Source organism: Idiomarina sp. OT37-5b (assembly GCF_002968395.1).
Classification (GTDB): domain Bacteria; phylum Pseudomonadota; class Gammaproteobacteria; order Enterobacterales; family Alteromonadaceae; genus Idiomarina; species Idiomarina aquatica.
Map to the genome: position 1 here is coordinate 1,193,368 of NZ_CP027188.1, position 22,897 is coordinate 1,216,264.

The following is a 22,897-nucleotide window of genomic DNA, read 5'->3' on the forward strand; positions in this document are numbered from 1 at the left end:
AGGATGAAGGATGTATAAAGCCGTATCTACCTGGATGCTTGCAGCCGGCCTGCTGGTGGCGCTGCCGGTATCAGCCGCCGCAGACAACGCCAAGCAGGAACTGCAGCAAAAACTGGAGCAGATGAACAGCCTGACCGCCAAATTCGAGCAGCAGGTAACCGCCGATAACGGTGAGTTATTGCAGCAACTCAGCGGCGAACTGGCAATCCAGCGACCCAACAAAATGCGCTGGCAGACCAACCCGCCGGACGACACCCTGATGGTCGCCTCCGGTGACACGGTTTGGTACTACAACCCGTTCGTTGAGCAGGTGTCGTTGTACCAACAGCAGGACGCGGCGGCAAACAGTCCAATGCTGTTATTGCTGACCGGCAGTGACGAGCAGTGGCAGGGTTACAGCGTGCAGGAACCTGAGCCAAACCAGTATCTGGTCACCGCCGACGCGGGGGGCAGTGAACTGCGTTTAAGCTTTAACGACGAAACCTTAAGCCGCATCGGTCTGCAGCAGCCAGGCGGCGATGTGATCGAGCTGCAGCTCAGTGAGGTTGTGGTGAATCCCGCTCTCGAACAGAGTTTATTTACCTTTGACGTCCCCGCCGGGGTGGATGTGGATGACCAACGCTAGCCTGGATCTCGATTTCAAACCCGATTTTCAGCCATTGGCGGCGCGTATGCGCGCGCAAAACCTGGACCAGTACGTCGGTCAGCAACATCTACTGGCGGTCGGTAAACCGCTGCGCGTCGCGATAGAGCAAGGTCATCTGCATTCGATGATTTTGTGGGGACCGCCGGGTACCGGCAAAACCACGCTGGCGGAGCTGATCGCCCACCACGCCAATGCCTCGGTCAGCCGCTTAAGTGCGGTAACCTCCGGCGTTAAAGACATTCGCCTGGCCATCGACGAGGCCAAACAGCGGGCGCAGCAGCAGGGGCGTCGTACGCTGTTGTTTGTTGACGAAGTGCATCGCTTTAACAAAAGCCAGCAGGACGCGTTTTTACCGCACATCGAAGACGGTACCGTGGTGTTTATCGGTGCCACCACCGAAAACCCCGGTTTTGAACTGAACAACGCGTTGTTGTCACGCGCCCGTGTGTACCGCCTGCAAAGCCTCAGTAACGACGATTTGCTGCAACTGCTGCAGCGCGCCCTCAGTGACAGCGAGTACGGCCTTGGCAAGCGCGGGATACAGTTGCAACCGCAAGCGCAGGCACGGCTGCTGGATTTAGCCGGCGGCGATGCGCGGCGGTTACTCAACTACCTGGAAGTGGTGGCCGATTACCTGCCACTGGATCAACATGAGGTCGGTGTCGAGCTGGTCACCGATGCCATCGGCGAGAAAGCCACCGCCTTTGATCACCAGGGCGACCATTATTACGACATTCTGTCGGCGTTTCATAAATCGGTGCGCGGCTCGTCACCGGACGGTGCGCTGTACTGGTATGCACGGTTGTTGGTCGGCGGCGGTGACCCGTTAATTATTGCGCGACGGTTACTGGCGATCGCCTCCGAAGACATCGGTAATGCCGATCCGCGCGCCATGCAATTGGCGCTGAACGCCTGGGATACCTATCACCGGGTGGGGCCGGCAGAGGGCGAGCGGGCGATTGCACAGGCAACCATCTACTGCGCCTGTGCCGCGAAAAGTAACGCCGTTTACAATGCCTTTAAGCAGGCGCTGCGGGCTGCCAAAGAACACGGCGATGCGCCGGTACCCGAGCATTTGCGCAACGCGCCGACTCAGGTGCACAAGGATCAGGGCTACGGTCAGGATTACCGCTACGCCCACGACTACCCCAATGCCTATGTGGCCGGTGAACAGTATTTGCCGGATGAACTGGCGGACAGCCGTTTTTATCAGCCCAACGAGCGCGGGCTGGAAATCAAAATAAAAGAAAAACTGCTGCGTTTGCAGTCACTGGACGAACGCAGCCCATGGGCGCGGGGACGGGACGATGACGCACATTAGTGCGCTGTTACTGGTCGCCGCCGGCGGTGCCGTTGGCGCCGGAGCCCGTTACGGTGTCAGTCTGGCGCTAATGAATTATGCCGCGCGGTTCCCTTTTGCGACGTTGACCGTTAACATATTGGGCTCGTTTTTACTGGGGCTGTTATTTGCCTATTCGCAACAACAGTCCGTCGCCGAAAGTTGGCGGTTATTCCTCGGTGTTGGTGTGCTGGGCGCCTTTACCACCTTCTCGACCTTCTCGGTGGAGGTGGTGGCGATGTTAACCCAGGGCGAACTCAATAAAGCCTTGTTGCACGCCGGCCTGAATATGATTTTGTGTATCGCCGCTGTGGCACTGGCGGTGGTGTTAATGAACAGTTTGTTGAATATCTCAGTTAAGTAGGACACTCATGCTAGACGCGAAATACTTCCGCGAAGAATTAGAACAGACCGCTGAACGACTAAAAACACGCGGCTTTGAGCTGGATGTGGACAGCTTGCAAAAGCTCGAGCAGCAGCGTAAAGAAATTCAGGTACGCACCGAGCAATTGCAGGCGGAACGTAACAGTCGCTCCAAAGCCATCGGTAAAGCCAAAGCGGCCGGCGAGGATATTCAACCGTTACTGGACGCGGTCAGCGACCTGGGCTCGCAGCTGGATGCCGCTAAAGAGGAACTGAAAGTCGTGCAACAGCAGTTGCAGGACATCATCATGGGCGTACCGAACTTACCGGCTGACGGCGTACCTGTCGGCGCCGATGAGGACGAGAACGAAGAAATCAGCCGCTGGGGCAAGCCCCGGTCGTTTGATTTTGAGGTTAAGGACCACGTTGACGTGGCCGATGGCCTGTCGCGCGGCCTTGATTTTGAAACCGCCGCCAAACTCACCGGCGCCCGCTTTGTGGTGATGCGCGGTGGTATGGCCCGTCTGCACCGTGCGCTGACCCAGTTTATGCTGGACCTCCACACCGAGCAGCACGGCTACAGCGAAACTTATGTGCCGTACATGGTCAATCACGATTCACTGTATGGGACCGGGCAGTTGCCAAAATTTGGTAAAGACTTATTCCACATCGAGGGTGAGTCACAGGATCAGGTGCCCATGTCACTGATCCCGACCGCGGAAGTGCCATTGACCAACATGCTGCGCGACGAAATCGTCGACGAAGAAACGTTGCCGTACAAGTTCACCGCGCACACACCGTGTTTCCGCAGTGAAGCCGGTTCCCATGGTCGAGACACCCGTGGCCTTATCCGTCAGCACCAGTTTGATAAAGTCGAGCTGGTGTGGATGACCAAACCGGAAGATTCCATGGACGCGCTGGAGCAGTTGACCGGCCACGCCGAAATGGTATTGCAGAAACTTGAACTGCCGTACCGTAAAGTGCTGCTGTGCACCGGGGATATGGGCTTTGGCGCCACCAAAACCTACGATCTGGAAGTGTGGCTACCGGCGCAGAACACCTACCGTGAGATCAGCTCTTGTTCGAACATGGGCGATTTTCAGGCGCGCCGCATGCAGGCCCGTTTCCGCCGTAAAGGCCAGAAAAAGCCCGAGTTGCTGCACACACTGAACGGCTCCGGTCTGGCGGTTGGCCGTGCACTGGTGGCGGTATTGGAGAACTATCAGCAAGCCGATGGCTCTGTGGTCATCCCGGAAGCGCTAAAACCTTACATGGGCGGTATCGACAAACTGGTTCCTTAATCCGCCGTGCGCTTAAGCCCGCCGCGTTTGGTTAACGCCAGGCGGGCTTGTTTTTCCAGCTCGATGATGGCGAACAGCGCCATGCCCACCGCAACAATCAGCAAACCGTCGGTAAAGGGCACCGCTTCGGTGGCAAACCAGCGTTGCAGTGGCGGCAGATAAGTGACCGCAAATTGCGCCAGGGTTACCAGAATCACCACCCCCCAGACCACTTTAGTGCCTTTCAGCGCCCGCCAGTTCAGTGAGCTGCTGTAGATATTGCGAATAAAGAACAGGTGGAAAATTTCCATCACCACCAGAGTATTCAACGCCATGGTGCGGGCCAGCTCCAGCGAATAACCGCGTTGCACGGCGTAATCGTAAATGCCAAAGACACCGATCAAAAACAACACCGACACCAGCACAATGTGCCATACCAGCGCCCCGTCCAGCAGAGGTTCATAGCGCGCCCGCGGTGGCCGTGCCATGGTATGTTTCTCGCTCGGTTCGAACGCCAGCGCAATCCCCAGCGTGGCCGCCGTGACCAGATTAATCCAGAGGATCTGCACCGCCGTTACCGGCAACGTCATCCCGGCCAGTAACGCCGCAATAATGGTCAGAGCCTCACCGGCGTTGGTCGGCAGAGTCCAACTGATGACCTTTTTCAGGTTGTCATAAACGGTACGGCCTTCGCGCACAGCGTGAACGATGGAGGCAAAATTATCATCGGCCAGCACCAGATCCGCCGCTTCCTTGGCCGCCTCGCTACCGCTCAGGCCCATCGCTATGCCGGCGTCCGCTCGCTTCAGCGCCGGCGCATCGTTAACGCCATCACCGGTCATCGCCACCGTCATGCCGCGCGCCTGCAACGCCGTCACCAGCCGCAGTTTATGCTGCGGGCTGGTGCGGGCAAAAATGTCACAGTCAATCGCGGCCTGTTGCAGTTCGCTGTCACTGAGGTCATCAATATCGGCACCGGTCAGCACCTTGTCGCTGTTGCTAAGCCCAATTTGTGCACCAATGGCGGCTGCGGTTTTGGTGTGATCACCGGTGATCATTTTTACCCGAATACCCGCTGAACGGCACTCAGCAATGGCGTCAATGGCTTCTTGACGGGGTGGATCAATCAGCCCAACCAGCCCCAGCAGGCGCAGGGAGCCGTTAAACTGCCCGGGCTGCAGGGGCAATGTCGCATCGGGTAGCGGTTTTACCGCAAACGCCAGTACCCGCTGGCCACGGGCGGCAATGTCCTCAGCCTGGCGATGCCAGTAATCCAGCGCCTCAGCATCCAGCGCCGCCATCGTAAACAGTTGCTCCGGGGCGCCTTTCACGTACAGCATCGGTGCAGCACCGCTGTCAGCATCCGCCGCGGTGTTAAGGCTTGCCATGTAGCGCGATTCTGCATCAAAGGGGATCACATCCAGGCGCGGGTAATCGCTGCGCTCGGCGCCGCCTAACTTACCGGCCAGCGCCAGCAGCGCGCCTTCCATCGGATCGCCCTGAACCTGCCACTGACCCTGTTGATGGCGCAGCTCCGCTTCGTTGCACAGCAGCGCGGCGATGCCCAGGGTGTGCAAATCGTCGTCCTGGTCGGCGCTGGCGTTATCGCCGTGAACCTGTCCTTCGGGCTGATAACCGTTGCCGCTGACCCGGTAATGGCTGTGACGGGTGACCACCGTGGTGACCATCATTTCGTTGCGGGTGAGGGTACCGGTTTTATCGGTACAGATAACCGACACCGAACCCAGGGTTTCAATGGCCGGCAGCCGGCGGACAATGGCGTTCCGCCGGGCCATCGCCTGTACCCCAATGGCGAGAGTAATGGTTAATACCGCCGGCAGCCCCTCGGGAATGGCCGCCACCGACAGCCCGACCACCACCATAAACATCTCAGTAAAGCCGTAATCCGCCACGTAATAGCCAAAGCCGAGCAGGGCGGCCGCGACGCTAAGAATTAGTAACGTCAGCCATTTGGAAAACACCCCCATTTGCTGCACCAGCGGTGTGGTGAGCGTTTCGACTTGCGCTATCATGCCGGAGATTTTACCGATTTCGGTGTTAACACCGGTTGCGACCACCACGCCCCGGGCCTGGCCGTTGGTGACCAAGGTGCCGGAAAACGCCATACTGGCTCGGTCGCCCAGCGCCGCATCCGCCGCCACCGCATCGGCGGATTTTTCAACCGCCACCGACTCGCCGGTTAACACCGCTTCCTGAATTCTTAAGTTATGCGCGCTCAGCAGTCGCAGATCGGCCGGCACTTTGTCACCGGCTTCCAGCAGCACCAGATCGCCCGGCACCAGATGCGCGCCGTCAATGCGTTGCCGTTGACCGCCACGGATCACCGTCGCCTGCGGTGCCAGCATATGGCGGATGGCGTCCAGTGCCTGCTCGGCTTTGCCTTCCTGAAAAAAGCCGATGACGGCGTTGGCGATGACAACGGCGAGGATAACAACGGTATCGATCCAGTGCGCGAGCGCCGCGGTAATCAGCGCGCAGCCCATCAGCACATAAATCAGGACGTTATGAAATTGCAGTAAAAAGCGGCCGAGCGCACTGCGCCGGGCCGCTTGGGGGATCTCGTTGTCGCCGTGTTCAGCAAGGCGCTGACGGGCCTGCTGTGGGGTTAACCCCTGATCACCGGTTTGCAGTTGCGCGCAAACCGCTTCTGTAGAGGCACTGTGCCAGCTGTGCACTGACCGCTTGTCCGCCATACCGACCTCATTAACGATTCCCTTTGTCGATAATTTAAGCGATCTCGCGGCCCGGGGTAAAGCGAATTAAATGAGCGTGATCAAATACACTTGGCCGGTTTTGGCAGTCCGGCAATGCGGGTTGCCTGCTTAGCCGGACCTTTCGGGAACAGCTTGTACAGATAGCGGCTGTTGCCCTTATCCTCGCCCAACTGTTTTTTCATCGCCTTAACCAGCACCCGCATGGCCGGGCTGGTATCAAACTCTTTATAGAAGTTTTGCACAAAGTAGACCACTTCCCAGTGGGCATCGCTCATTTCGATGCCTTCCAGTTCGGCGATGTGCAACGCCAGCGGCTCACTCCAGTCATCGAGGCTGGCAAGGTAATTATGTTTGTCGGTTTCGTACTGCTGACCATTAAACTCAATCATCGTTACGGACGTTCCGCTGTTACCAGGTGATTTGTTGGGGGTAGTTTAGCACGAGACGCAGCCATTGGGCGTCATCGATGCGCTGCACATAGTCCGGCAGCGACAGCTCACTGGTTTCTTCAGCCAGGGCGTACACCGGCAGTGAGGTGGGTGTTGTTGCCGGCAGTTGTTGTAACGCCGCATCGGTGAGCAGCAGCGCATCGTCAGTGCCGGGCAAGGTCGGCTGTTGTTGCAGCCACTGCTGCAGTGACGTTTGGCGGATCCAGTGCAATATCATGAAAACTGCAAAACCTCATCAAAAGTGGATAAGTGCGCGCGCAACTGCGCCGGAGACAAATGCTCAACGTCGAGTTCGGTGGCAACCGCCGGATCGTCGCAACACAGCAGGATAGGTTCGGCGTCCAACAACTCAAGCATGCCGTAGCGTTTGACCGGACCGGTTTGCAGCGCCGCACAGGCGGCTGCGGTTAAAATCAGTTGCACCGGCTGATCCAGGCTGGCCAGTGCCAGCGCAACGTCCAGCGCCTCGGTGGCGGTGTCGCCGTCGGCGCGGGTTTGTAAAATAGCGGTTCGTTTGCTCATGATGTTCGCTTCAGGCCTCTGTTAACGTGCGTTTGTTAAAACGGCTGGGGTTAAAACTGAAGGGTGCGGTCGGCGTTGGCCATCGCCTGAACCAACGCGGTTAACCCCGAATCCTCAAAGCCCTCGGCAAACTCGCCAATGTTCAGCCGTTCAGCCACCGTATGGCAGGCCACCAGCGCCACATCGTGCTGTCGGGCAAACTGTTGCCATTGCTGTTGCACCTCACGGGTGTCGGCATCGTCAGATTGGGCAGCATGATCCACCGCCTGGCGGTAAAAAAACACGCACTCAATGCGGTGCCCCTGCTGTAGAGCCTGCCGACAAAAACGCAGCGCCCGACGGCTAAACTGCGGTTGTGCAATGCTGTGCTGCAACATAATACAAAGTGTTGTCACGGTATCGTCCCGTTAAAACGAAAAATCTGCGCAGAAACAAAAACGCCCCGCAGTGCGGGGCGTTCGATACTTCGGTTTAACCGACGATTAATCGTCGCCGCCACCAAACGCCATCAGTAATGTTAGCAAGTTTACAAACAGGTTATAAAGCGAAACATACAAGGTTACCGTAGCCATGATGTAGTTACGCTCACCACCGTGAATGATGTCGCTGGTTTGCCACATGATCAGCATCGCCATTAATGGAATCATTAACGCCGACAACGCCAACTGCAGCGCAGGCATCTGGAAGAAGAAGTTAGCGATCATCGCGACAAACACCATGATGATACCGGCAGTAATCAAACCGCCTAACTTCGACATATCCTTCTTCGTGGTCAGCACATACGCTGAAGTCGCAAAGAAGGTCAGCGCGGTACCGCCCAACGCGGTCGCCACCATCTCACCGCCGCCGGGCATGGACAGCGCCATGTTCAGCAACGGACCTAAGGTGTAACCCAGGAAGCCTGTCAACGCGAAGGTCAGTACGATACCCATACCACTGTCTTTGGTTTTGTGAATACCAAACAACAAACCAAAGTAAGCAATGATGGTGATAAAGAAGCCTGGATAAGGCAAATTCATCATCGTGCTGATGGTTGCTGTAACGGCACTGAACGCCAGTGTCATTGCCAGCAATGAGTATGTGTTACGTAGTACCTTGTTGACGGCCAGTGTCGACGTCTCTTGACCGACATACATCTGACTGCGATCGTTCATAGTTGTCTCCGTGTTTAACGACTGCTTATAAGACTTTTTATCCGTTAAAAAGTTTCTTATGAGTAAATGAATTTACTGTAACTGATACTACCGCACTAATAGGGGCGTTGGGTAGTTAAATCAAGGCTTTTTGCTATCCGGTAATACGTATTCTGGTGGAATATCGATCGGTTTGTTTATTTCATCGCCAAACGAACCAAAAACTGCAATTTTGTTTCAATTTTTACTTTACAAGCGAATCTCAGCCCTTTAATATTCGCTTCGTCTTGAGGGGCAAGCCCCAACAGCAAGACAATTCGGAGAGGTGGCAGAGTCCGGTTGAATGCACCTGACTTGAAATCAGGCGTGGGTTCATACCCACCGGGGGTTCGAATCCCTCCCTCTCCGCCAAATTCAAAACAAAAAGGCCCGCTCATCGAGCGGGCCTTTTTGTTTTCAGTTGTCGCAAAATGGCAGCTCAATGAAAACCCCAAGGGTTCGACAAATCTCAGTTTGCTGGTATATTCCATTAAAAAAATGGAATTTATCATGAGCACCGAAACCCCGTTGCTGACCAACCAACATCTATGCAAAAACTGCGATACCGAGCTGCAGGGCGAGTATTGTCACCGCTGCGGGCAACAAGACAAACAATACATCCGTAGTATCTTCGCCGTGGTTGGCGACCTGTTTGGAGAAATAGGGCACTGGGATTCCCGCTTTTACCGCACTTTGACCGGGTTATTGTTTAAACCCGCCTTTTTATCGCTGGAATTTGTGCGCGGCCGGCATGCGTCTTACGTACCGCCACTGCGACTGTACTTTTTTATCTCACTGATCTCCTTCATGGTGCTCACCTCGCTGATCGACTTTGAATTCCGGGGCGCGCAGCCGCAGGACAAAGAAGTGCTGGCACAAGTACAGGACGATCTCGACCAAAACCTGCCCAACCCGATCAAACCTCTGATTGACGAAAACGGCGAAGTGAAGCCGCCGACGGTCAGTCTCGGCGATATGACGGTGCCATGGATGGACGAAGCGGAAAAAGCCGAACTCGAAGCCAAAATGCAGTATTTACTCGAAAACCCGGCGCAGTTGTCTCAAAAACTGGTGTCGATGACGCCGCAGATGATGCTGCTGATGCTGCCGTTCTGGGCGCTGGTGTTAAAATTTATCTATCTGTTCGGTCACCGTTATTACCTCGAACATCTGACCGTCGCGTTGCACACCCACGCCTTTATCCTGTTGATGCTGATGCTGGTGACCATCGTCAGCAGCCTCACCACACCGCTGCTGAGCATGGAAATCTGGAGCTGGCTGGGCGAGCTTGGCGACTGGATAACCAACGGCCTGCTGCTGTGGCTGGTGCTCTATATTGTGCTGACACAAAAGCACTTCTATCAGCAGGGCTGGGGCATGACGGTGTTTAAGTTCATGCTGTCCGGTGTTGTCTATCTGATATTGTTGGCCGTATCCTTTGTAATTATGGTGATCATTGGTATTCTCAACAGCTAATTCAAACGCTTGTTTTATAGGGACGTCAGATGCAGTTTCATCAAACCCTGGCTTTAATTAAGGCCAACCAAAACCATCAGGACATTGAGTTACCGCAAGGCTGGGCGCAGGGAAGAGCGTTCTTCGGCGGTTTTAGTGCCGCGCTGGCCGCACAGTTTTTGTTGCGTCAGTTTGCGGCTGAATACCATCTGCGCAGCATGAGCATCTCCTTTGTGGCACCGGCGGCACCGGGCAGTGCAACCCTCAGTTACCGCATACTGCGACAGGGTTCGTCGGTGATTCAGGTCGCTGTCGAGCTCAAACAGCAGGGCGACGTGATGTTGTCAGCACTGGCCAGTCTGGGCAAAGCCCGCGCTTCACAAGTGCACGTGGACGGCGAGCGCGCACCGGATCTTAAAACCGTTAACGACGGTCCGGGTCTGCCGGATGCCGAGATCGTACCGGAGTTTGCCAAAAACTATGACTACCGCATCACCTCCGGCGGCATGCCGTTCAGCGGTCAGCCGGGACGTACCTTCGGCGGTTGGATCCGCTTCCGGCATGAACAGGAAACGCTGACTACCGCCGCGATTATTGCGCTGGTCGATGCCTGGCCACCGGCCGTATTGCCGCACCTGAAACAACCGGCACCGGCGTCGTCACTGACCTGGACCATCGAGTTCCCGGATAAAGACCTAAGCACGTTTAACACTCACGACTGGTATCAGTACGAAGCCTTTATCGAACACGCCGCCGACGGTTACGGTCACAGCCGCGCCGGTCTCTGGCGGGAAGACGGCGAACTGCTGGCGATCAGTCGACAGTCCTTTACGGTGTTTGCTTAAGCCCATGAACGCCAGCGCCGAGCAGATCCGCCAACATCTGATTGATACCCAGGCTGGTATCGAACTGTTGATGCTGGAAGTACCGCTGCAACCGGTATTGACGCCATCCGGCTCGCACCCGGTTGAGGCGCTGCCGCGTATCGTCATCCGCCAGATGTTGTCGCTGGCGGTGTCGCGCACGCTGATAAAACGTGCCGAGGACCGCGCCAACGAGCTCGGTTGCCGGCTGGCACAATTGCCGTATGAACTGTTGCTGGAATGCGGTATGAGCCGCAGTAAAGCCACCACCATCGGCGCTATCGAAGCTTATTACCAGCAATACCCGCAGCAGATGGACAACTGGCAAAACCTGCCGACCAGCGCGCTGCTTAACGAAGTGACCGCGATCAAAGGCGTCGGCCCCTGGTCGGCGTCGATTCTGGCGATGTTTCACTTCGCCCACCACGATTTATTCCCCATTCAGGACAGCTCGTTGCGTAAAGCCATCGGCTTACTGAAAGAGCGGGACATCCTCGTTATCCCCGAGCGGGCGGCGCCGTACCGCAGCTATTTGGCCTGCTATTTGTGGGAATTTCTCGACCAGGCGCGGTTGTAGAATCAGCCTGAACCCCAGTTGTCGACCGCCTGAACCTAATTGCCGAAGCGCAACTTATTGCCACTTGTCTAATACGATATTTAGTTAAATGGTTATTGCCGATGTCGCAGGGTAAACGTGGTCGCGGTCATCACTTAAGAATGGAATCAACAGTTAATCAGAACATGAGGACGTGACTATGGACCATATTATTCTGGCGGTATCAAATCCTTTTGTAAGTGCAGGTATGGCTAACTTTCTGGAAGACGGCCTGGGGCACACTATCGAATCCGTTACTTCAATGCTTGAACTGCGCCATGCCTGTAATCAGCATGACGACGCGATTGTTGTCCTGTGCAGTAAACTGGGCGGCGACTCGACGGTCGAAACCTGGCGGCGGCTGGTCAAGCGCTACCCCGAGCTGCGGCTGATTGTGTGGGGCAAAAGCTATCAGGACGTACTGGATTTTCAGTGCAGCCTGCCACACGTCGACGGCTATCTGCTCGAATCAAGCAGCGGTCATGAACTGAAAGAGGCGGTGCTGTCGCTGAAGCACGGCAACGTGTATGTTGCCGCACCGGTGGCGCGTTATCTGGCGCAAAATCCACACCTGGCACGGACGATGCCGCTGATCGACCGGCTCAGCGAACGCGAGCTACAGGTGGCACAAATGATCAGCCGTGGCGTCAAAGTTACCGACATTGCCAACCACCTGAACATCAGCAGTAAAACCATCAATACCTTTCGTTATCGAATCTTCGCTAAACTCGGCGTGCAAGGTGATGTACAATTGACCCATCTTGCCATTCGCAATGGCTTAGTCGAGCTCAAACAACAAAGGGACTATGGCACGCACATTTGATGCTGAAAACTTTCTTCGTCACCTGACTCATCAGCCGGGTGTCTACCGCATGTACGATGAAGCGGGTGACGTGATTTACGTTGGTAAAGCGAAAGATCTGAAAAAACGCGTATCCAGCTATTTCCGGGAAAAAGTCGATCGAGTAAAAACTCAGGTGTTGGTTAAGCAAATTGCCGACATGGACGTAACGGTGACCAACACCGAAGCCGAAGCGTTGATCCTGGAAAACACCTTCATTAAAAAGTACCGGCCGCGCTACAACGTGCTGCTGCGCGACGATAAATCCTATCCGTACATTATTCTGACCGATCATCAGCATCCGCGGCTGGGCTTTCATCGGGGCGCACGGCGCACCAAAGGCGAGTATTTTGGGCCGTTCCCCAACGGCGCAGCGGTGCGGGAAAGCCTGCGTTTGATGCAGAAAATTTTCCCGGTGCGCCAATGTGAGGATTCTTATTACCGCGCGCGCAGCCGGCCTTGTCTGCAATATCAGCTGCAACGCTGTCTGGCGCCGTGCGTCAACGTCTGCACCGATGAAGAGTACGCCGAGCAGGTCGGCTTTGCGAAGCAGTTTCTGCAGGGCAAGAACCAACAGGTGATCGACGAGCTGGTGGCCAAAATGGAAAACGCCAGCGCCGCACTCGATTTTGAAAAAGCCGCCCGTTACCGCGACCAAATCGCCATGTTAAGGCGCACCCAGGAACGTAACTCGGTGACCGGCGCCCAGCAGGAGCTGGACGTAATTGGTCTGGCCCGGGGCAACGGCGTCACCACCGTACAAATGCTGTTTGTGCGCGACAATCATCTGCAGGGCAGTCGCAGTTACTTCCCCAAAGTGCCGGCGGACACCCCGGACGAAGAAGTTCTGCGCGCCTTTTTACTGCAGTTTTATCTGTCCGATACCGCCGGCCGCAAAGTGCCCGCCGAAATCGTGCTACCACTGGATGTGCCACGTGACGACGTGCTGGCGGAAGTGATGGGACAGGCACTGAACCGTAAGATCCGGTTGCTGCAGAATGTGCGCGGCGAACGCAAACAGTACCAGCAATTGGCGCACAAAAACGCCGTTAACGCGCTCGAGAGCAAACTTAACCAGCAAAGCACCATGAACCGCCGCACCTCAGCGCTGCAACAGGTGCTGGAACTGGGCGTACCGATCCAGCGGATGGAATGCTTTGACATCAGTCACACCATGGGGCAACAAACCGTCGCATCCTGCGTGGTGTTTGATCAAAACGGGCCGAAGAAATCCGACTACCGGCGTTATAACATCGACGGCATTACCCCCGGCGATGACTATGCCGCCATGGCCAAAGCGCTGGCAAAACGCTACGACAACGCCAAGGAAGCCGGCAACATTCCCGATATTCTGTTTATCGACGGCGGTAAAGGGCAGTTGGCGCAGGCCGAAAAATACTTTGCCGACTGGGGCGATGACGCACCGATGCTGATCGGTGTAGCAAAAGGGGAGTCACGGAAACCGGGGCTGGAAACCTTAATCATGGCCGGCAGCCACGAAACCATCCCGCTGAACAAAGACGCCAGCGCGCTGCATTTGATCCAGCACATCCGCGACGAATCGCATCGCTTTGCGATAACCGGACACCGGCAAAAACGTGGTAAAGTAAAACGCACCTCCAGCCTTGAGCAGATAGAAGGTATCGGCGCTAAGCGCCGGCAGAAAATACTGCAAAATCTGGGTGGATTACATGAGGTAAAAAACGCTAGTATTGAACAATTAGCAAATGTACCGGGCATCAGTCGGGCACTAGCGGAAAAAATCTATTATTCATTTCGTGATGAATAACACAGCCTAAAAGGAAATGGCGGATAATGAAGTGGAATATCCCGAACATACTGACCAGTTTTCGAATCGTTTTGATTCCGGTCTTTTTGATCGTTTTTTACTTACCCATCGACGAAGCTCGGTTTTGGTCGGCGTTCATTTTCTTGTTAGCAGCGGTAACCGACGCGCTGGACGGCTTTATTGCCCGTCAGTTTAACCAATATACCGAGTTCGGCGAATTTTTAGACCCAGTGGCCGATAAAGCCATGGTGGTGGCCGCGCTGGTGGTCGTTGTCGAAGACTTTAACGCCTGGTACATCACCATTCCGGCATTAACCATGATTTGCCGCGAACTGATCGTCAGCGCCTTGCGCGAATGGATGGCCCAGCGCGGTAGCCGCTCAAAAGTGGCGGTGTCGAACCTGGGTAAATTAAAAACCATCGCGCAAATGGTCGCTCTGATAGGGCTGCTGTGGAACGCTAACGTCTATGTGTTCGTACTGGCGTTGGTCTTATTTATCCTCTCGTTTGTACTGACATTGTGGTCAATGTGGGAATATTTGCGCGCCGCCGGCAGCGAACTGACCAGAAATTAACTGCTTTGCCGCAAATTTAGGCAAACGGTCATAAAAATGGAAAAAAGTCGTTGACTGAAAACGAATAGACAGTAGAATGCCACGGCAGATGACGGTGCGGGAATAGCTCAGCTGGTAGAGCACAACCTTGCCAAGGTTGGGGTCGCGAGTTCGAATCTCGTTTCCCGCTCCAAGCATCGGCGGGTTGGCAGAATGGCTATGCAGCGGATTGCAAATCCGTGGATCTCGGTTCGACTCCGGGACCCGCCTCCATTATTCGAGAACACTTCTTGTAGTGCCCGGGTGGTGGAATTGGTAGACACAAGGGATTTAAAATCCCTCGCTGGTAACAGCGTGCCGGTTCAAGTCCGGCCCCGGGCACCAATTCCTTTGAAATTTCTCAGTAGCTTGCGCCTTTGGCGCAAGATATAAATCCCCAATTCCAGTAGCTTGTGCCTTTGGCGCAAGATATATAGCCCCAATTGCAGTAGCTTGCGCCCTCGGCGCAAGATATATAGCCGCAATTGCGTTATAGTAGCCTTTTCATTGATTCCACCAGGCACTGTGATGAAATACGTTTTTCTTCTGATGATCAGCTTGTTAGCGTGGCCAGCGGCAGCGCAGGAATGGCAGTTTGCCGGGCAGGCACCCTCTGCAGAGCAAACCAAAGACTGGCAGCAGCAGGCGGCGAAGCAGGGCAAGGATCTGATGTTGGTGCTCGGCGCCAATTGGTGCCACGATAGCACCGCATTGTTAGAGCGCTTCAATCAATCGCCGTTTCGCGACCAGCTTAAACAGCAGTATCAAATCCACACAGTTGATGTCAGTTATTTTGAACGCGGCTATGACATCGTGCAGGCCTACGGCGAACCCATTTACTATGGTACCCCCACGGTGATGATCATTGACGCCGGTAGCGGGCAAATCAAAAACTTCGCCAGTTGGCAGCATTGGACCAATGCCTCCAAACACTGCGCCGAAGAGTTTCAGGCCTATTTCCTGGAACAAGATTTCTTAACACTCATCGAAGAGCCGCTTAGCGAAGCTCATCGTCAACAGCTGTCGGCGTTTAAACAACAACAGGCTGAACGGATCAAAGCCGGCTATCAGTGGGTGGCACCACAGTTAAAAGCCTACAAAACATCCGGTGCTCAGCAACCCCCGCAACGCTTTATCCAGCAATGGATGGCCGTCGCAAAATTTCGCAATCAAGTCCATGAAGATATCGTGGCGGCCCATAAAAAAGCCCTGAATGCGCCGGAAACACCGCTTGAATTACCGAGCTATCCGAAGCAGGCATGGGAATAGCCGTTTAGGAATAGGGTGAAGGGCGCTTACTTGCATAAGGCTTAATAGCGTCGGAGTCTTAATTTAAAATTCCGGTTAAAGCGCACGTCCAAGCAATGTATAGCTCATTTAATCAGAGCTTTTTTCAAAACAACATCGCCAGGAACAGGCTCTGCTGCGCCTGAATTTAATTGTGCGGCACGATCTTTAACAACCGACAACTTAAGTATGTTCACTTATATTGTCACTTAACCCGCGGTATCTCTGCCCACCTCGTGGTGTAGGCCGGCGACAGCCGCTCGCGCTTCATGTGCCAGGCGGATGATGTTTTCTGTGAGGCAAAATACAGTGCGCCGGTTTTTCTGCCGTTCACTTTATCCAGGACGTTCATCAATGCGCGGCTTTTCGGTTTGGGCTCGTTGGTTTCAAACAGCGACGCCTGAAACACCCCGGGTTGATAAAAATCGCCAAGCATCACACCAGCTTTGTTGTAGTGATAACCCGCCCTGAAAATACGTTCAGACAGGCTTCGGGTCAGTGCCAGCAACTCACGGCTGTCCTGAGTCGGTTGCGCCAGGGTGTGGGTGGTGGAATTACTGTACTGCGGTTGTTGCGGTTTAAACGGATTGGTGCGCATAAATACCGTCAGTTGGCGGGCGGAATGGCGCTCGTAACGCAATTTTTCCGCCGCGCGCACCACAAACGACGCCAATGCCGCCTGAATCTGCTCCAACGCAAGCACCGGGGTACCGAAACTGCGCGACACCACGATTTGCTTTTTGCTCGCCGGTAGCGTTTCCATTGCCAGGCAGGATTCACCGCGTAACTCACGTGCGGTGCGCTCCAGCACTACCGAAAACTGCTTACGCAGGGTTTTAAGGTCAGCCTCCGCCAACTGCAGTGCCGTGTTAATTCCCATCCGTTGCAGCCGCTCGCTAATACGCCGACCAACGCCCCAGACTTCGTCGACCGGTGTTATCGCCAGTAACTTGCGTTGTCGCTGCGGTTGGCTCAGATCGACCACACCACCGGTCTGCGGATACTTTTTAGCGCCGTAATTGGCCAGCTTTGCCAGCGTTTTGGTCGGCGCTATACCGACACAGGAGGGGATTCCCACCCAGGCACCGATGCGGTTGCGTAACTGGTGACCAAAAGCATCCAGTGAGACAGAGCGACCCAAACCGGTGAGATCCGCAAAGGCCTCGTCGATGGAGTAGATTTCCAACCGCGGCACCATGGCTTCGATGGTCGACATCACTCGATTCGAAATATCCGCGTACAGCGCGTAGTTGGAGGAAAACACCTCGATGTTGTGCTGCTTAATCAAATCATCAATCTTAAACAGCGGTGTGCCCATTTTTATACCAAGCGCTTTAGCTTCAGCAGAGCGGGCCACCGCACAACCGTCGTTATTGGACGCCACCAGCACCGGCCGCTGGCGCAGATCCGGCCGAAACAACCGTTCACAGGACACATAGAAGTTATTGCAGTCAATTAACGCAAAGCACGGCGCCGGCTTAGCGGAAGCGATGGATAACATGGCTGACTACCCCAAACACATCCAGTTCGGCATCTTCCGTTAACACCAGCGGCGGATAATTCGGGTTGTGCGACAAAAGCGCCGGGTAGGGCGTTAACTGCAACTCCTTTACCGTCAGTTCGCCGTTCCAGCAGGCGATAATAATGTCACCCGCCTGTGCGGTTAAAGCACGATCGACCACCAACACATCGTTGTCATTAATCCCCGCACCGACCATGGAATCGCCGGTCGCGCGCACAAAATAGGTGGCCGCCGGGTGCTTAATGCACAGTTCATTTAAATCCAACTGCTGCTCGACATAATCCTGCGCCGGTGACGGAAAGCCTGCCTGTACCGCTTCCAGCAGATAGGGGATTTGTAGCTTTGGATACACGCCTGCGCGACTGATGATTTCTGCTTTCATACTACCCTATAAAACAACAACTGTATGTTTATACAGTATCGGTGTTTTGTTCACGCAAGGCAAGGCCATTATTGCATTGACCGATCAGCAAAACCTTCCAATAAGACCTTAATGCAAATCATTGGCATTTGCATAAAAAGACACTACAATCGCCTCCGTTAAAAACCTAGAATCAGCCAAGGAGAGCATTAAAGTGCGCAAATCGTTTCATGTATTACCCGTCGCGTTCGCTGTTCAGATGGTGTTGAATCCGGCGTTGGCGCAGGACTCACAGCCAACTGAGCAGGAGCAAGCCGAGCAAAACCTCGAACGCATTACCGTTACCGGCAGCCGTATCGTTGAAAGTTTTGACGAAGTACCGGCAAGCATTACCATTATTGACCGTGACACCATCGAAGCCAATTTACGCGTCAGCTCAGAGCTGCAAAGCCTGCTTGCGCTGGCGGTACCGGGCATGGCGCCGAGCACCGGAAGCTCAAGCAATTTCGGCCAAACTCTGCGCGGACGTAACATGCTGATCATGATTGACGGCGTACCACAGGACACGCCATTACGTAACGGCGCACTGGGCATCCGCACGCTCGATCCGGCCAGCATTGAGCGTATCGAAGTACTGAATGGCGCAACCTCTGTCTGGGGTAACGGTGCCGCCGGCGGTGTTATCAACTACATCACCAAAAAGCCAAGCGGGCAGGGCAGCACGGTTAGCCTTACCCAGGCGGTAAAAAGCAGCCTGGTGAAAACCGATGACAGCCTAGGCTATCGAACCGTGGTTTCTGTTGACGGCAGCGAAGGCGCGCTTGGCTTTGTGGCCACACTCGCCCAGGAAAAATATGGCGTACAACGTGATGGCCAAATATCACAATGACGCGCTGTTCACCAACACCTCACTGACCGTTGATGCGTACCAGCAGAAAATCGACAACGTGTTCTTCTGGTCGCCAACCCTGGGTAACCCGGACGCGGGTTATGACGGAGGACAATCGGCGATTTTGTCCGAAAAACAAGGCTTCCGCTCGGTCTTCACCAGCGACGTTAACATCGGCGGTATCTACGCCACCTTCATCTACGGCCTTGATCTGCTCAACGACGTTACCTCGCAGCCATTGCTGGACGGCCGTATCTGGGTACCGGAAATGGACATGAGCTCGAAAGCCGGCTTCTTACAAATCAAGTGGGAACTGGCACAGGACTGGACACTAAAAGCCGGCGTACGTCGTGAAGACATTTCAGTCACCGTCGATGATTACGAAACCTTACGCCTGTGCCGCGACGCAACAACCTGTTCAACACCGATGCAAGTGTCGGGGGGCGACATGGATTACGCCGCAACCACCTATAACGTCGGCTTGCGCTACCGCTATTCGGACGCCTTCTCGCCATTCGCCAGCTACTCCGAAGGGTATGAAGTACCGGATTTAGGTTTGTTGCTGCGCACCGCCACCGTGAGCGACCTGGGTCTGATTGAGAACGAAGCGTCGATCATCAAGAACTACGAAGTTGGCTTCAGCAGCCAGTTGAACAACCTGTTCTTCACCGGTGCGTTGTACCGCAGCACATCCGATTTGGGCACCCGCAGTGTTTACGATCCGGAAAGCGGTATCTACCGTCCGGCCCGTGCACCGCAAAAAATCTGGGGCTTTGAAGCGACGGCCGAGTACACCTTAAATGATCAGTGGAGCCTGCAGGCGGCCTATGGTTACACCGAAGGTAAAGATACTCAGAACGACACTTATTTGGGCGCCCGTCAGATCAGCGCACCGAAACTGACCAGCGCGGTTAACTACAGCCCGAGTCAAGATCTGGACGTTAATCTGAACTGGTTACACGTGTTCTCCCGTGACCGTTTCGACGCCAACGAACAAGGGTTTTACAGCGGCGATCAGGGACCGATCGACAGCTACGATGTGGTTAACCTGTCGGTCCGTTACCAGTTGAACAACTGGGAGCTGTTTGGCGGCATCGAAAACCTGTTCAATGCGGATTACTTCCCGGCGCGTTCGCAGGCTCTGCGCTACGGGACCGGTTATAGCGTGAAGGGCGTTGGTGCAACGGTGTCACTCGGCGCAACGTACCGCTTCTAAACAAGGTTTTTACCCCTCGCGGCTTGCGCTTCTGGCGCAAGCCCGACCCGCAGTTTGAAACCAACGGCGATAAAATACGTAGGGTTCATAAACGGCGTGTTTTTGTATAATGGCTCCTTTCAGTCAGGCATTCTGGGGGAGGAGCCATCCATGTTACTCAAAAAATCTGCAATCGATGCCATGCCGGGCGAGCACAAAACGCACTTTTTAAACGCTAACGCACAGCGCTTAAACAAATCGCTGGGTGACACAACGGGCATGAAATCGATGGGTATCCATCTGATCACGGTCGAGCCGGGGCGCGACTCAACCGAGCACCATTTTCATCATTTTGAAGAAGAAGCGATCTACGTGTTGTCGGGTACCGGCATCGTGCATATCGGCGATGAGCAGTTTGCCATCGGCGCGGGCGACTTTATCGGCTGTCCCATCGATCATGTGCCGCATTCAATGGAGGCGACCGGCTCCGAGCCGTTGCAATGTCTGGTGGTGGGAAATCGCCTGAATGCCGATGTCAGCGACTATCCGCGTCAGGCCAAACGCTTGTACCGCTACCCAAGCGGTTGGGATTTAGTGGATGTCGAGGATGTCACTAACGTGAAATGACTCTGTCGCTTGCGCCTTTGGCGCAAGCTCAACCATTAATTGCAATTCCTTATTCATTGCGTGTATATTAACAAAATAAATACATTCAAGTTATAACAATCAGAGAATTCGGTTAATGGAAATGAACGCAACAATTATTGGTCAGTCTATCATCTTATTTGCCATTGTTATGGCAGTGCTTGGCTATTATCTCGGTAAGCGTAAAACCACCAACCCTGTACTCACCGCGGTTATTGCAGCGCTCAGCGCGCTGATCCCACCGCTGGCCATAATCTTCCTCATCGTGCTTGTATTAAAAGAGGATGTAAAACAGTAGCTTGCGCCTTTGGCGCAAGGCAGCCGGAAGCAAAATCGCTTGCACTCACATCAGCAGGCTTATTGGTTAGCGTTTAGGTATCTTATGAACCAATTAGAATTAAAAAGAAGTCGTAGTTTTTGGTATTACATGGGCGGGTTAGTCGCTATTGCAATAGCCACAGTTTTCTTCATCATCGAAATAACCGAAGATTACGGCGGAACAATTTCAGATGTTCCTGCCTACGCTATGTATGCTTTATTGGTGATCGGTTTGGATCTCTATCGTCGCCTATCTTTCTATTTTCGTCATGCTGATGATCAACTGACCTTGGCAAAAGACAGTTTGACCCTTTGTCGCAAAGGGGTAAAAAAAGTCATCAAACCCTCTGATCTAAAGAAAATCAAAATCGACAAAGGGGCGGGCTTTGTTACTCTGGTGTCCTATGGTGAAGTAGCTACTCGTATTCAACCATGGATGTTTGGTAAAACGGCAGGCAAGTTCAAAAGGATACTCAAAGAGTTTGGCTTTAATTAGGTACTAAGTCCTGAAAGTATAAGCTTACTTTTCTTCATTATTTCCACGTTCATCTTTTTGGACAACATCTCTGGGTGCGTTAGCCAGCGTAGCAGCGTGATCGTCGAAGGATATGGCGACATCGCCGTGCGTGACCAAGTCCTTTAACAAAATGGCAATACCGGCCACACAGAAGAACAAACCATAATTCAATGCCACAGTTTGCAAGTGGCGGAGAATATAAAACATCTCAGGACTTTCAATCGGAATCCACAGCACAGGCGCCATCAAACCCAGTACACAGATAAAGGTATAAACCATAAAGCGGATAAAATGAACCGGCACTCGTTTAATGCTCATGCCGTAGACGATGGTTGCAACAATCACAATACTCGCCGTTGCTTGCACCGCGATTGAGGCTCGGTCGGTAAGATGAGTGAACCTGCCTTCCTCATACTCTGTACTACCGACATCGCCAAAGAAAATCGTCATCAATAAGTTGCCAATTAAAAATAGCGGACAAATAATCCAGGGAAAAATCAGAAGTTTGTTTGTTCGCATTAGCGTATAGCCAGTTGCCCCATACCAAACGACAAACCAGAGTAAGAAGGCGGTGCTGTAAATGATAATGCTGGCGGTGATGATCATAAAAAGAGTTTTAGTTATTGTTAATTTTGAATGCTTTTTACCCAGCCTATCAAGAAAAGCTCAGTAAAAAAATGGTCTTTTTCGTCTATAGAGATGAGAAAACAAAAGCGCAAGGCGAACAGCAGTTCTTTCGCTCATTGCTTAATTGTCCTTTTCCAATCGAGTAATGGATTCTTCGATACCTCAAGTACTAGGGTCAGGTAAACGGTTCATCTAATCGCCTATTTACCTAGAGTGCCTCACGTAATGGCATGCACCCAACTCGCATTGGTGAAGGAGATGGTCGCGCTCAACGCGAATGTTTGGTTGCGACGCAAACTGTCGCAACTCGTCGTTAGGCTTATTGATAGGGACATCACAGCGGATGTGAGTGGGCAGGGATGCTTAGTATTTGAACAATGTTGCCCGTAAGCTGTACCACAGAGATTAAGCTTTGGATTTAGTAAGAAATATTTAAAATATACAGAGGATTTATGCTATGGCTACGACTATTCATTTCGAAAAACTCATAAAGTGTCAAGGTAAAAGAGATGAAATGGAAGTAGAGTTTGGGCGGTCATCTTATTATAAAGAAGACAGTATTTATTTAAAAGTAAATGGCAAGGTTGTCGTGATGGATCGTAAGACAGCAAAAGAATTTGTGGACGCAGTGGCTACGGTTGGTGTTTATTTTGGTCTGTTAGAATAAAAGATCTAAATAGTTAAGAAGAAACTTTTTCTGGTTTCTTCTTTCACCTTCACTCATTAGCTACATCATCGTCTTAATCACGCAGCGAAATGCACTCCGAAATCAAATCCTCAATATCATAGTCTATCTTTACCAGAACTTGCACCCCCTATGTAGGGGGTTTAGGTATCTTTTTTACTCGTAGCGTTTCATCTCAGAAGCCCTGTGCGCTGGCTAGCTAGTGGTTG

General features: G+C 53.5%; 26 protein-coding genes and 4 tRNA genes. 21 read left to right on the forward strand and 9 right to left on the reverse strand.

Annotation, left to right across the window (positions count from 1 at the left end):
- The first annotated feature begins 10 nt into the window (after positions 1 to 10).
- Genes lolA through serS form a run of 4 tightly spaced genes read left to right on the forward strand, consistent with a single transcriptional unit; the run spans position 11 to position 3,649 of the window.
- Positions 11 to 625 carry an outer membrane lipoprotein chaperone LolA gene (gene lolA, locus C5610_RS05525; protein WP_105306299.1) on the forward strand — a complete coding sequence of 205 codons (615 nt, stop codon included), beginning with the start codon at positions 11 to 13 and terminating at the stop codon, positions 623 to 625.
- The gene (locus C5610_RS05530) at positions 612 to 1,967 is read left to right on the forward strand and encodes a replication-associated recombination protein A (protein ID WP_105307708.1); all 1,356 of its coding nucleotides are present in this window, start codon (positions 612 to 614) and stop codon (positions 1,965 to 1,967) included. The genes lolA and C5610_RS05530 overlap by 14 nt, the downstream gene beginning before the upstream one ends.
- Positions 1,963 to 2,349, forward strand: a complete 387-nt coding sequence (crcB, locus tag C5610_RS05535) for a fluoride efflux transporter CrcB (RefSeq protein WP_105307709.1) — start codon at positions 1,963 to 1,965, stop codon at positions 2,347 to 2,349. Before C5610_RS05530 ends, crcB begins: the two co-directional genes overlap by 5 nt.
- Positions 2,350 to 2,356: 7 nt before the next feature.
- Positions 2,357 to 3,649, forward strand: a complete 1,293-nt coding sequence (gene serS, locus C5610_RS05540; RefSeq protein ID WP_105306300.1) for a serine--tRNA ligase — start codon at positions 2,357 to 2,359, stop codon at positions 3,647 to 3,649.
- Here the strand turns inward: serS and C5610_RS05545 are convergent.
- The 6 genes from C5610_RS05545 to C5610_RS05570 form a co-directional block, all read right to left on the reverse strand.
- Entirely contained in the window at positions 3,646 to 6,342 is a 2,697-nt protein-coding gene (locus C5610_RS05545) for a cation-transporting P-type ATPase (RefSeq protein ID WP_105306301.1), read from the reverse strand. The genes serS and C5610_RS05545 overlap by 4 nt on opposite strands.
- Before the next feature lie 80 nt (positions 6,343 to 6,422).
- On the reverse strand, positions 6,423 to 6,752 hold the full coding sequence (locus C5610_RS05550; protein WP_105306302.1) for a TusE/DsrC/DsvC family sulfur relay protein: 330 nt from the start codon (positions 6,750 to 6,752) through the stop codon (positions 6,423 to 6,425).
- Positions 6,753 to 6,771: 19 nt separating this feature from the next.
- Complete coding sequence (locus C5610_RS05555) at positions 6,772 to 7,029, reverse strand: hypothetical protein (protein WP_105306303.1); 258 nt, start codon at positions 7,027 to 7,029, stop codon at positions 6,772 to 6,774.
- Complete coding sequence (locus C5610_RS05560) at positions 7,026 to 7,334, reverse strand: hypothetical protein (protein ID WP_241970500.1); 309 nt, start codon at positions 7,332 to 7,334, stop codon at positions 7,026 to 7,028. The genes C5610_RS05555 and C5610_RS05560 overlap by 4 nt, the downstream gene beginning before the upstream one ends.
- Positions 7,335 to 7,384: 50 nt before the next feature.
- A complete protein-coding gene (gene tusD / locus C5610_RS05565; protein ID WP_105306305.1) occupies positions 7,385 to 7,729 on the reverse strand; it encodes a sulfurtransferase complex subunit TusD in 345 nt (114 codons plus the stop codon).
- An 87-nt stretch (positions 7,730 to 7,816) separates the two neighbouring features.
- On the reverse strand, positions 7,817 to 8,488 hold the full coding sequence (locus C5610_RS05570; protein ID WP_105306306.1) for a Bax inhibitor-1/YccA family protein: 672 nt from the start codon (positions 8,486 to 8,488) through the stop codon (positions 7,817 to 7,819).
- A 298-nt stretch (positions 8,489 to 8,786) separates the two neighbouring features.
- Between C5610_RS05570 and C5610_RS05575 the strand changes: the two genes are divergently transcribed.
- From C5610_RS05575 to C5610_RS05625, 11 genes are all read left to right on the forward strand, one after another.
- Positions 8,787 to 8,878 (forward strand) — tRNA-Ser (locus C5610_RS05575).
- A gap of 138 nt (positions 8,879 to 9,016) precedes the next feature.
- Entirely contained in the window at positions 9,017 to 9,982 is a 966-nt protein-coding gene (locus tag C5610_RS05580) for a DUF3667 domain-containing protein (protein ID WP_158682662.1), read from the forward strand.
- 29 nt (positions 9,983 to 10,011) lie between these two features.
- Positions 10,012 to 10,806, forward strand: a complete 795-nt coding sequence (locus tag C5610_RS05585) for a thioesterase family protein (RefSeq protein WP_105306308.1) — start codon at positions 10,012 to 10,014, stop codon at positions 10,804 to 10,806.
- A gap of 4 nt (positions 10,807 to 10,810) precedes the next feature.
- Positions 10,811 to 11,401: a DNA-3-methyladenine glycosylase family protein gene (locus C5610_RS05590; protein ID WP_105306309.1), complete on the forward strand. Its 591-nt coding sequence runs from the start codon at positions 10,811 to 10,813 to the stop codon at positions 11,399 to 11,401.
- Positions 11,402 to 11,579: 178 nt separating this feature from the next.
- Complete coding sequence (locus C5610_RS05595; protein ID WP_105306310.1) at positions 11,580 to 12,242, forward strand: LuxR C-terminal-related transcriptional regulator; 663 nt, start codon at positions 11,580 to 11,582, stop codon at positions 12,240 to 12,242.
- Positions 12,226 to 14,049, forward strand: a complete 1,824-nt coding sequence (uvrC, locus tag C5610_RS05600; protein WP_105306311.1) for an excinuclease ABC subunit UvrC — start codon at positions 12,226 to 12,228, stop codon at positions 14,047 to 14,049. Before C5610_RS05595 ends, uvrC begins: the two co-directional genes overlap by 17 nt.
- 26 nt (positions 14,050 to 14,075) lie before the next feature.
- Positions 14,076 to 14,624 (forward strand): CDP-diacylglycerol--glycerol-3-phosphate 3-phosphatidyltransferase, encoded by a 549-nt coding sequence (gene pgsA / locus C5610_RS05605; RefSeq protein WP_105306312.1) that lies wholly within the window; start codon positions 14,076 to 14,078, stop codon positions 14,622 to 14,624.
- Positions 14,625 to 14,720: 96 nt separating this feature from the next.
- Positions 14,721 to 14,796: transfer RNA gene (locus C5610_RS05610), tRNA-Gly, on the forward strand.
- Between the two features lie 6 nt (positions 14,797 to 14,802).
- Positions 14,803 to 14,876, forward strand: a tRNA-Cys gene (locus C5610_RS05615).
- A 24-nt stretch (positions 14,877 to 14,900) separates the two neighbouring features.
- Positions 14,901 to 14,987: transfer RNA gene (locus tag C5610_RS05620), tRNA-Leu, on the forward strand.
- A gap of 183 nt (positions 14,988 to 15,170) precedes the next feature.
- A complete protein-coding gene (locus tag C5610_RS05625; protein WP_105306313.1) occupies positions 15,171 to 15,911 on the forward strand; it encodes a thioredoxin family protein in 741 nt (246 codons plus the stop codon).
- A gap of 223 nt (positions 15,912 to 16,134) precedes the next feature.
- Here the strand turns inward: C5610_RS05625 and umuC are convergent, their stop codons facing one another.
- Both umuC and umuD read right to left on the reverse strand, forming a co-directional pair.
- Complete coding sequence (gene umuC / locus C5610_RS05630) at positions 16,135 to 17,430, reverse strand: translesion error-prone DNA polymerase V subunit UmuC (RefSeq protein ID WP_105306314.1); 1,296 nt, start codon at positions 17,428 to 17,430, stop codon at positions 16,135 to 16,137.
- Positions 17,408 to 17,833 (reverse strand): translesion error-prone DNA polymerase V autoproteolytic subunit, encoded by a 426-nt coding sequence (gene umuD, locus C5610_RS05635; protein ID WP_105306315.1) that lies wholly within the window; start codon positions 17,831 to 17,833, stop codon positions 17,408 to 17,410. Before umuD ends, umuC begins: the two co-directional genes overlap by 23 nt.
- 193 nt (positions 17,834 to 18,026) lie before the next feature.
- Here umuD and C5610_RS13800 point away from each other — a divergent pair, with 193 nt between their 5' ends.
- The 5 genes from C5610_RS13800 (at position 18,027) to C5610_RS05655 (ending at position 21,355) form a co-directional block, all read left to right on the forward strand.
- Positions 18,027 to 18,701, forward strand: coding sequence for a TonB-dependent receptor plug domain-containing protein (locus tag C5610_RS13800; protein ID WP_316042300.1), 675 nt, complete (start codon positions 18,027 to 18,029; stop codon positions 18,699 to 18,701).
- Positions 18,667 to 19,917, forward strand: coding sequence for a TonB-dependent receptor (locus tag C5610_RS05640; protein WP_158682663.1), 1,251 nt, complete (start codon positions 18,667 to 18,669; stop codon positions 19,915 to 19,917). The genes C5610_RS13800 and C5610_RS05640 overlap by 35 nt, the downstream gene beginning before the upstream one ends.
- A 150-nt stretch (positions 19,918 to 20,067) precedes the next feature.
- A complete protein-coding gene (locus tag C5610_RS05645; protein ID WP_105306316.1) occupies positions 20,068 to 20,523 on the forward strand; it encodes a cupin domain-containing protein in 456 nt (151 codons plus the stop codon).
- Positions 20,524 to 20,638: 115 nt separating this feature from the next.
- Positions 20,639 to 20,839: a hypothetical protein gene (locus tag C5610_RS05650; RefSeq protein WP_105306317.1), complete on the forward strand. Its 201-nt coding sequence runs from the start codon at positions 20,639 to 20,641 to the stop codon at positions 20,837 to 20,839.
- Between the two features lie 84 nt (positions 20,840 to 20,923).
- Complete coding sequence (locus C5610_RS05655) at positions 20,924 to 21,355, forward strand: hypothetical protein (protein WP_158682664.1); 432 nt, start codon at positions 20,924 to 20,926, stop codon at positions 21,353 to 21,355.
- Between the two features lie 24 nt (positions 21,356 to 21,379).
- On the opposite strand, the gene C5610_RS05660 is transcribed toward C5610_RS05655, so the two are convergent.
- Positions 21,380 to 21,982 carry a hypothetical protein gene (locus C5610_RS05660; protein WP_187346281.1) on the reverse strand — a complete coding sequence of 201 codons (603 nt, stop codon included), beginning with the start codon at positions 21,980 to 21,982 and terminating at the stop codon, positions 21,380 to 21,382.
- A 478-nt stretch (positions 21,983 to 22,460) separates the two neighbouring features.
- Here C5610_RS05660 and C5610_RS05665 point away from each other — a divergent pair, with 478 nt between their 5' ends.
- A complete protein-coding gene (locus tag C5610_RS05665; protein ID WP_105306319.1) occupies positions 22,461 to 22,670 on the forward strand; it encodes a hypothetical protein in 210 nt (69 codons plus the stop codon).
- Positions 22,671 to 22,897: the final 227 nt, after the last annotated feature.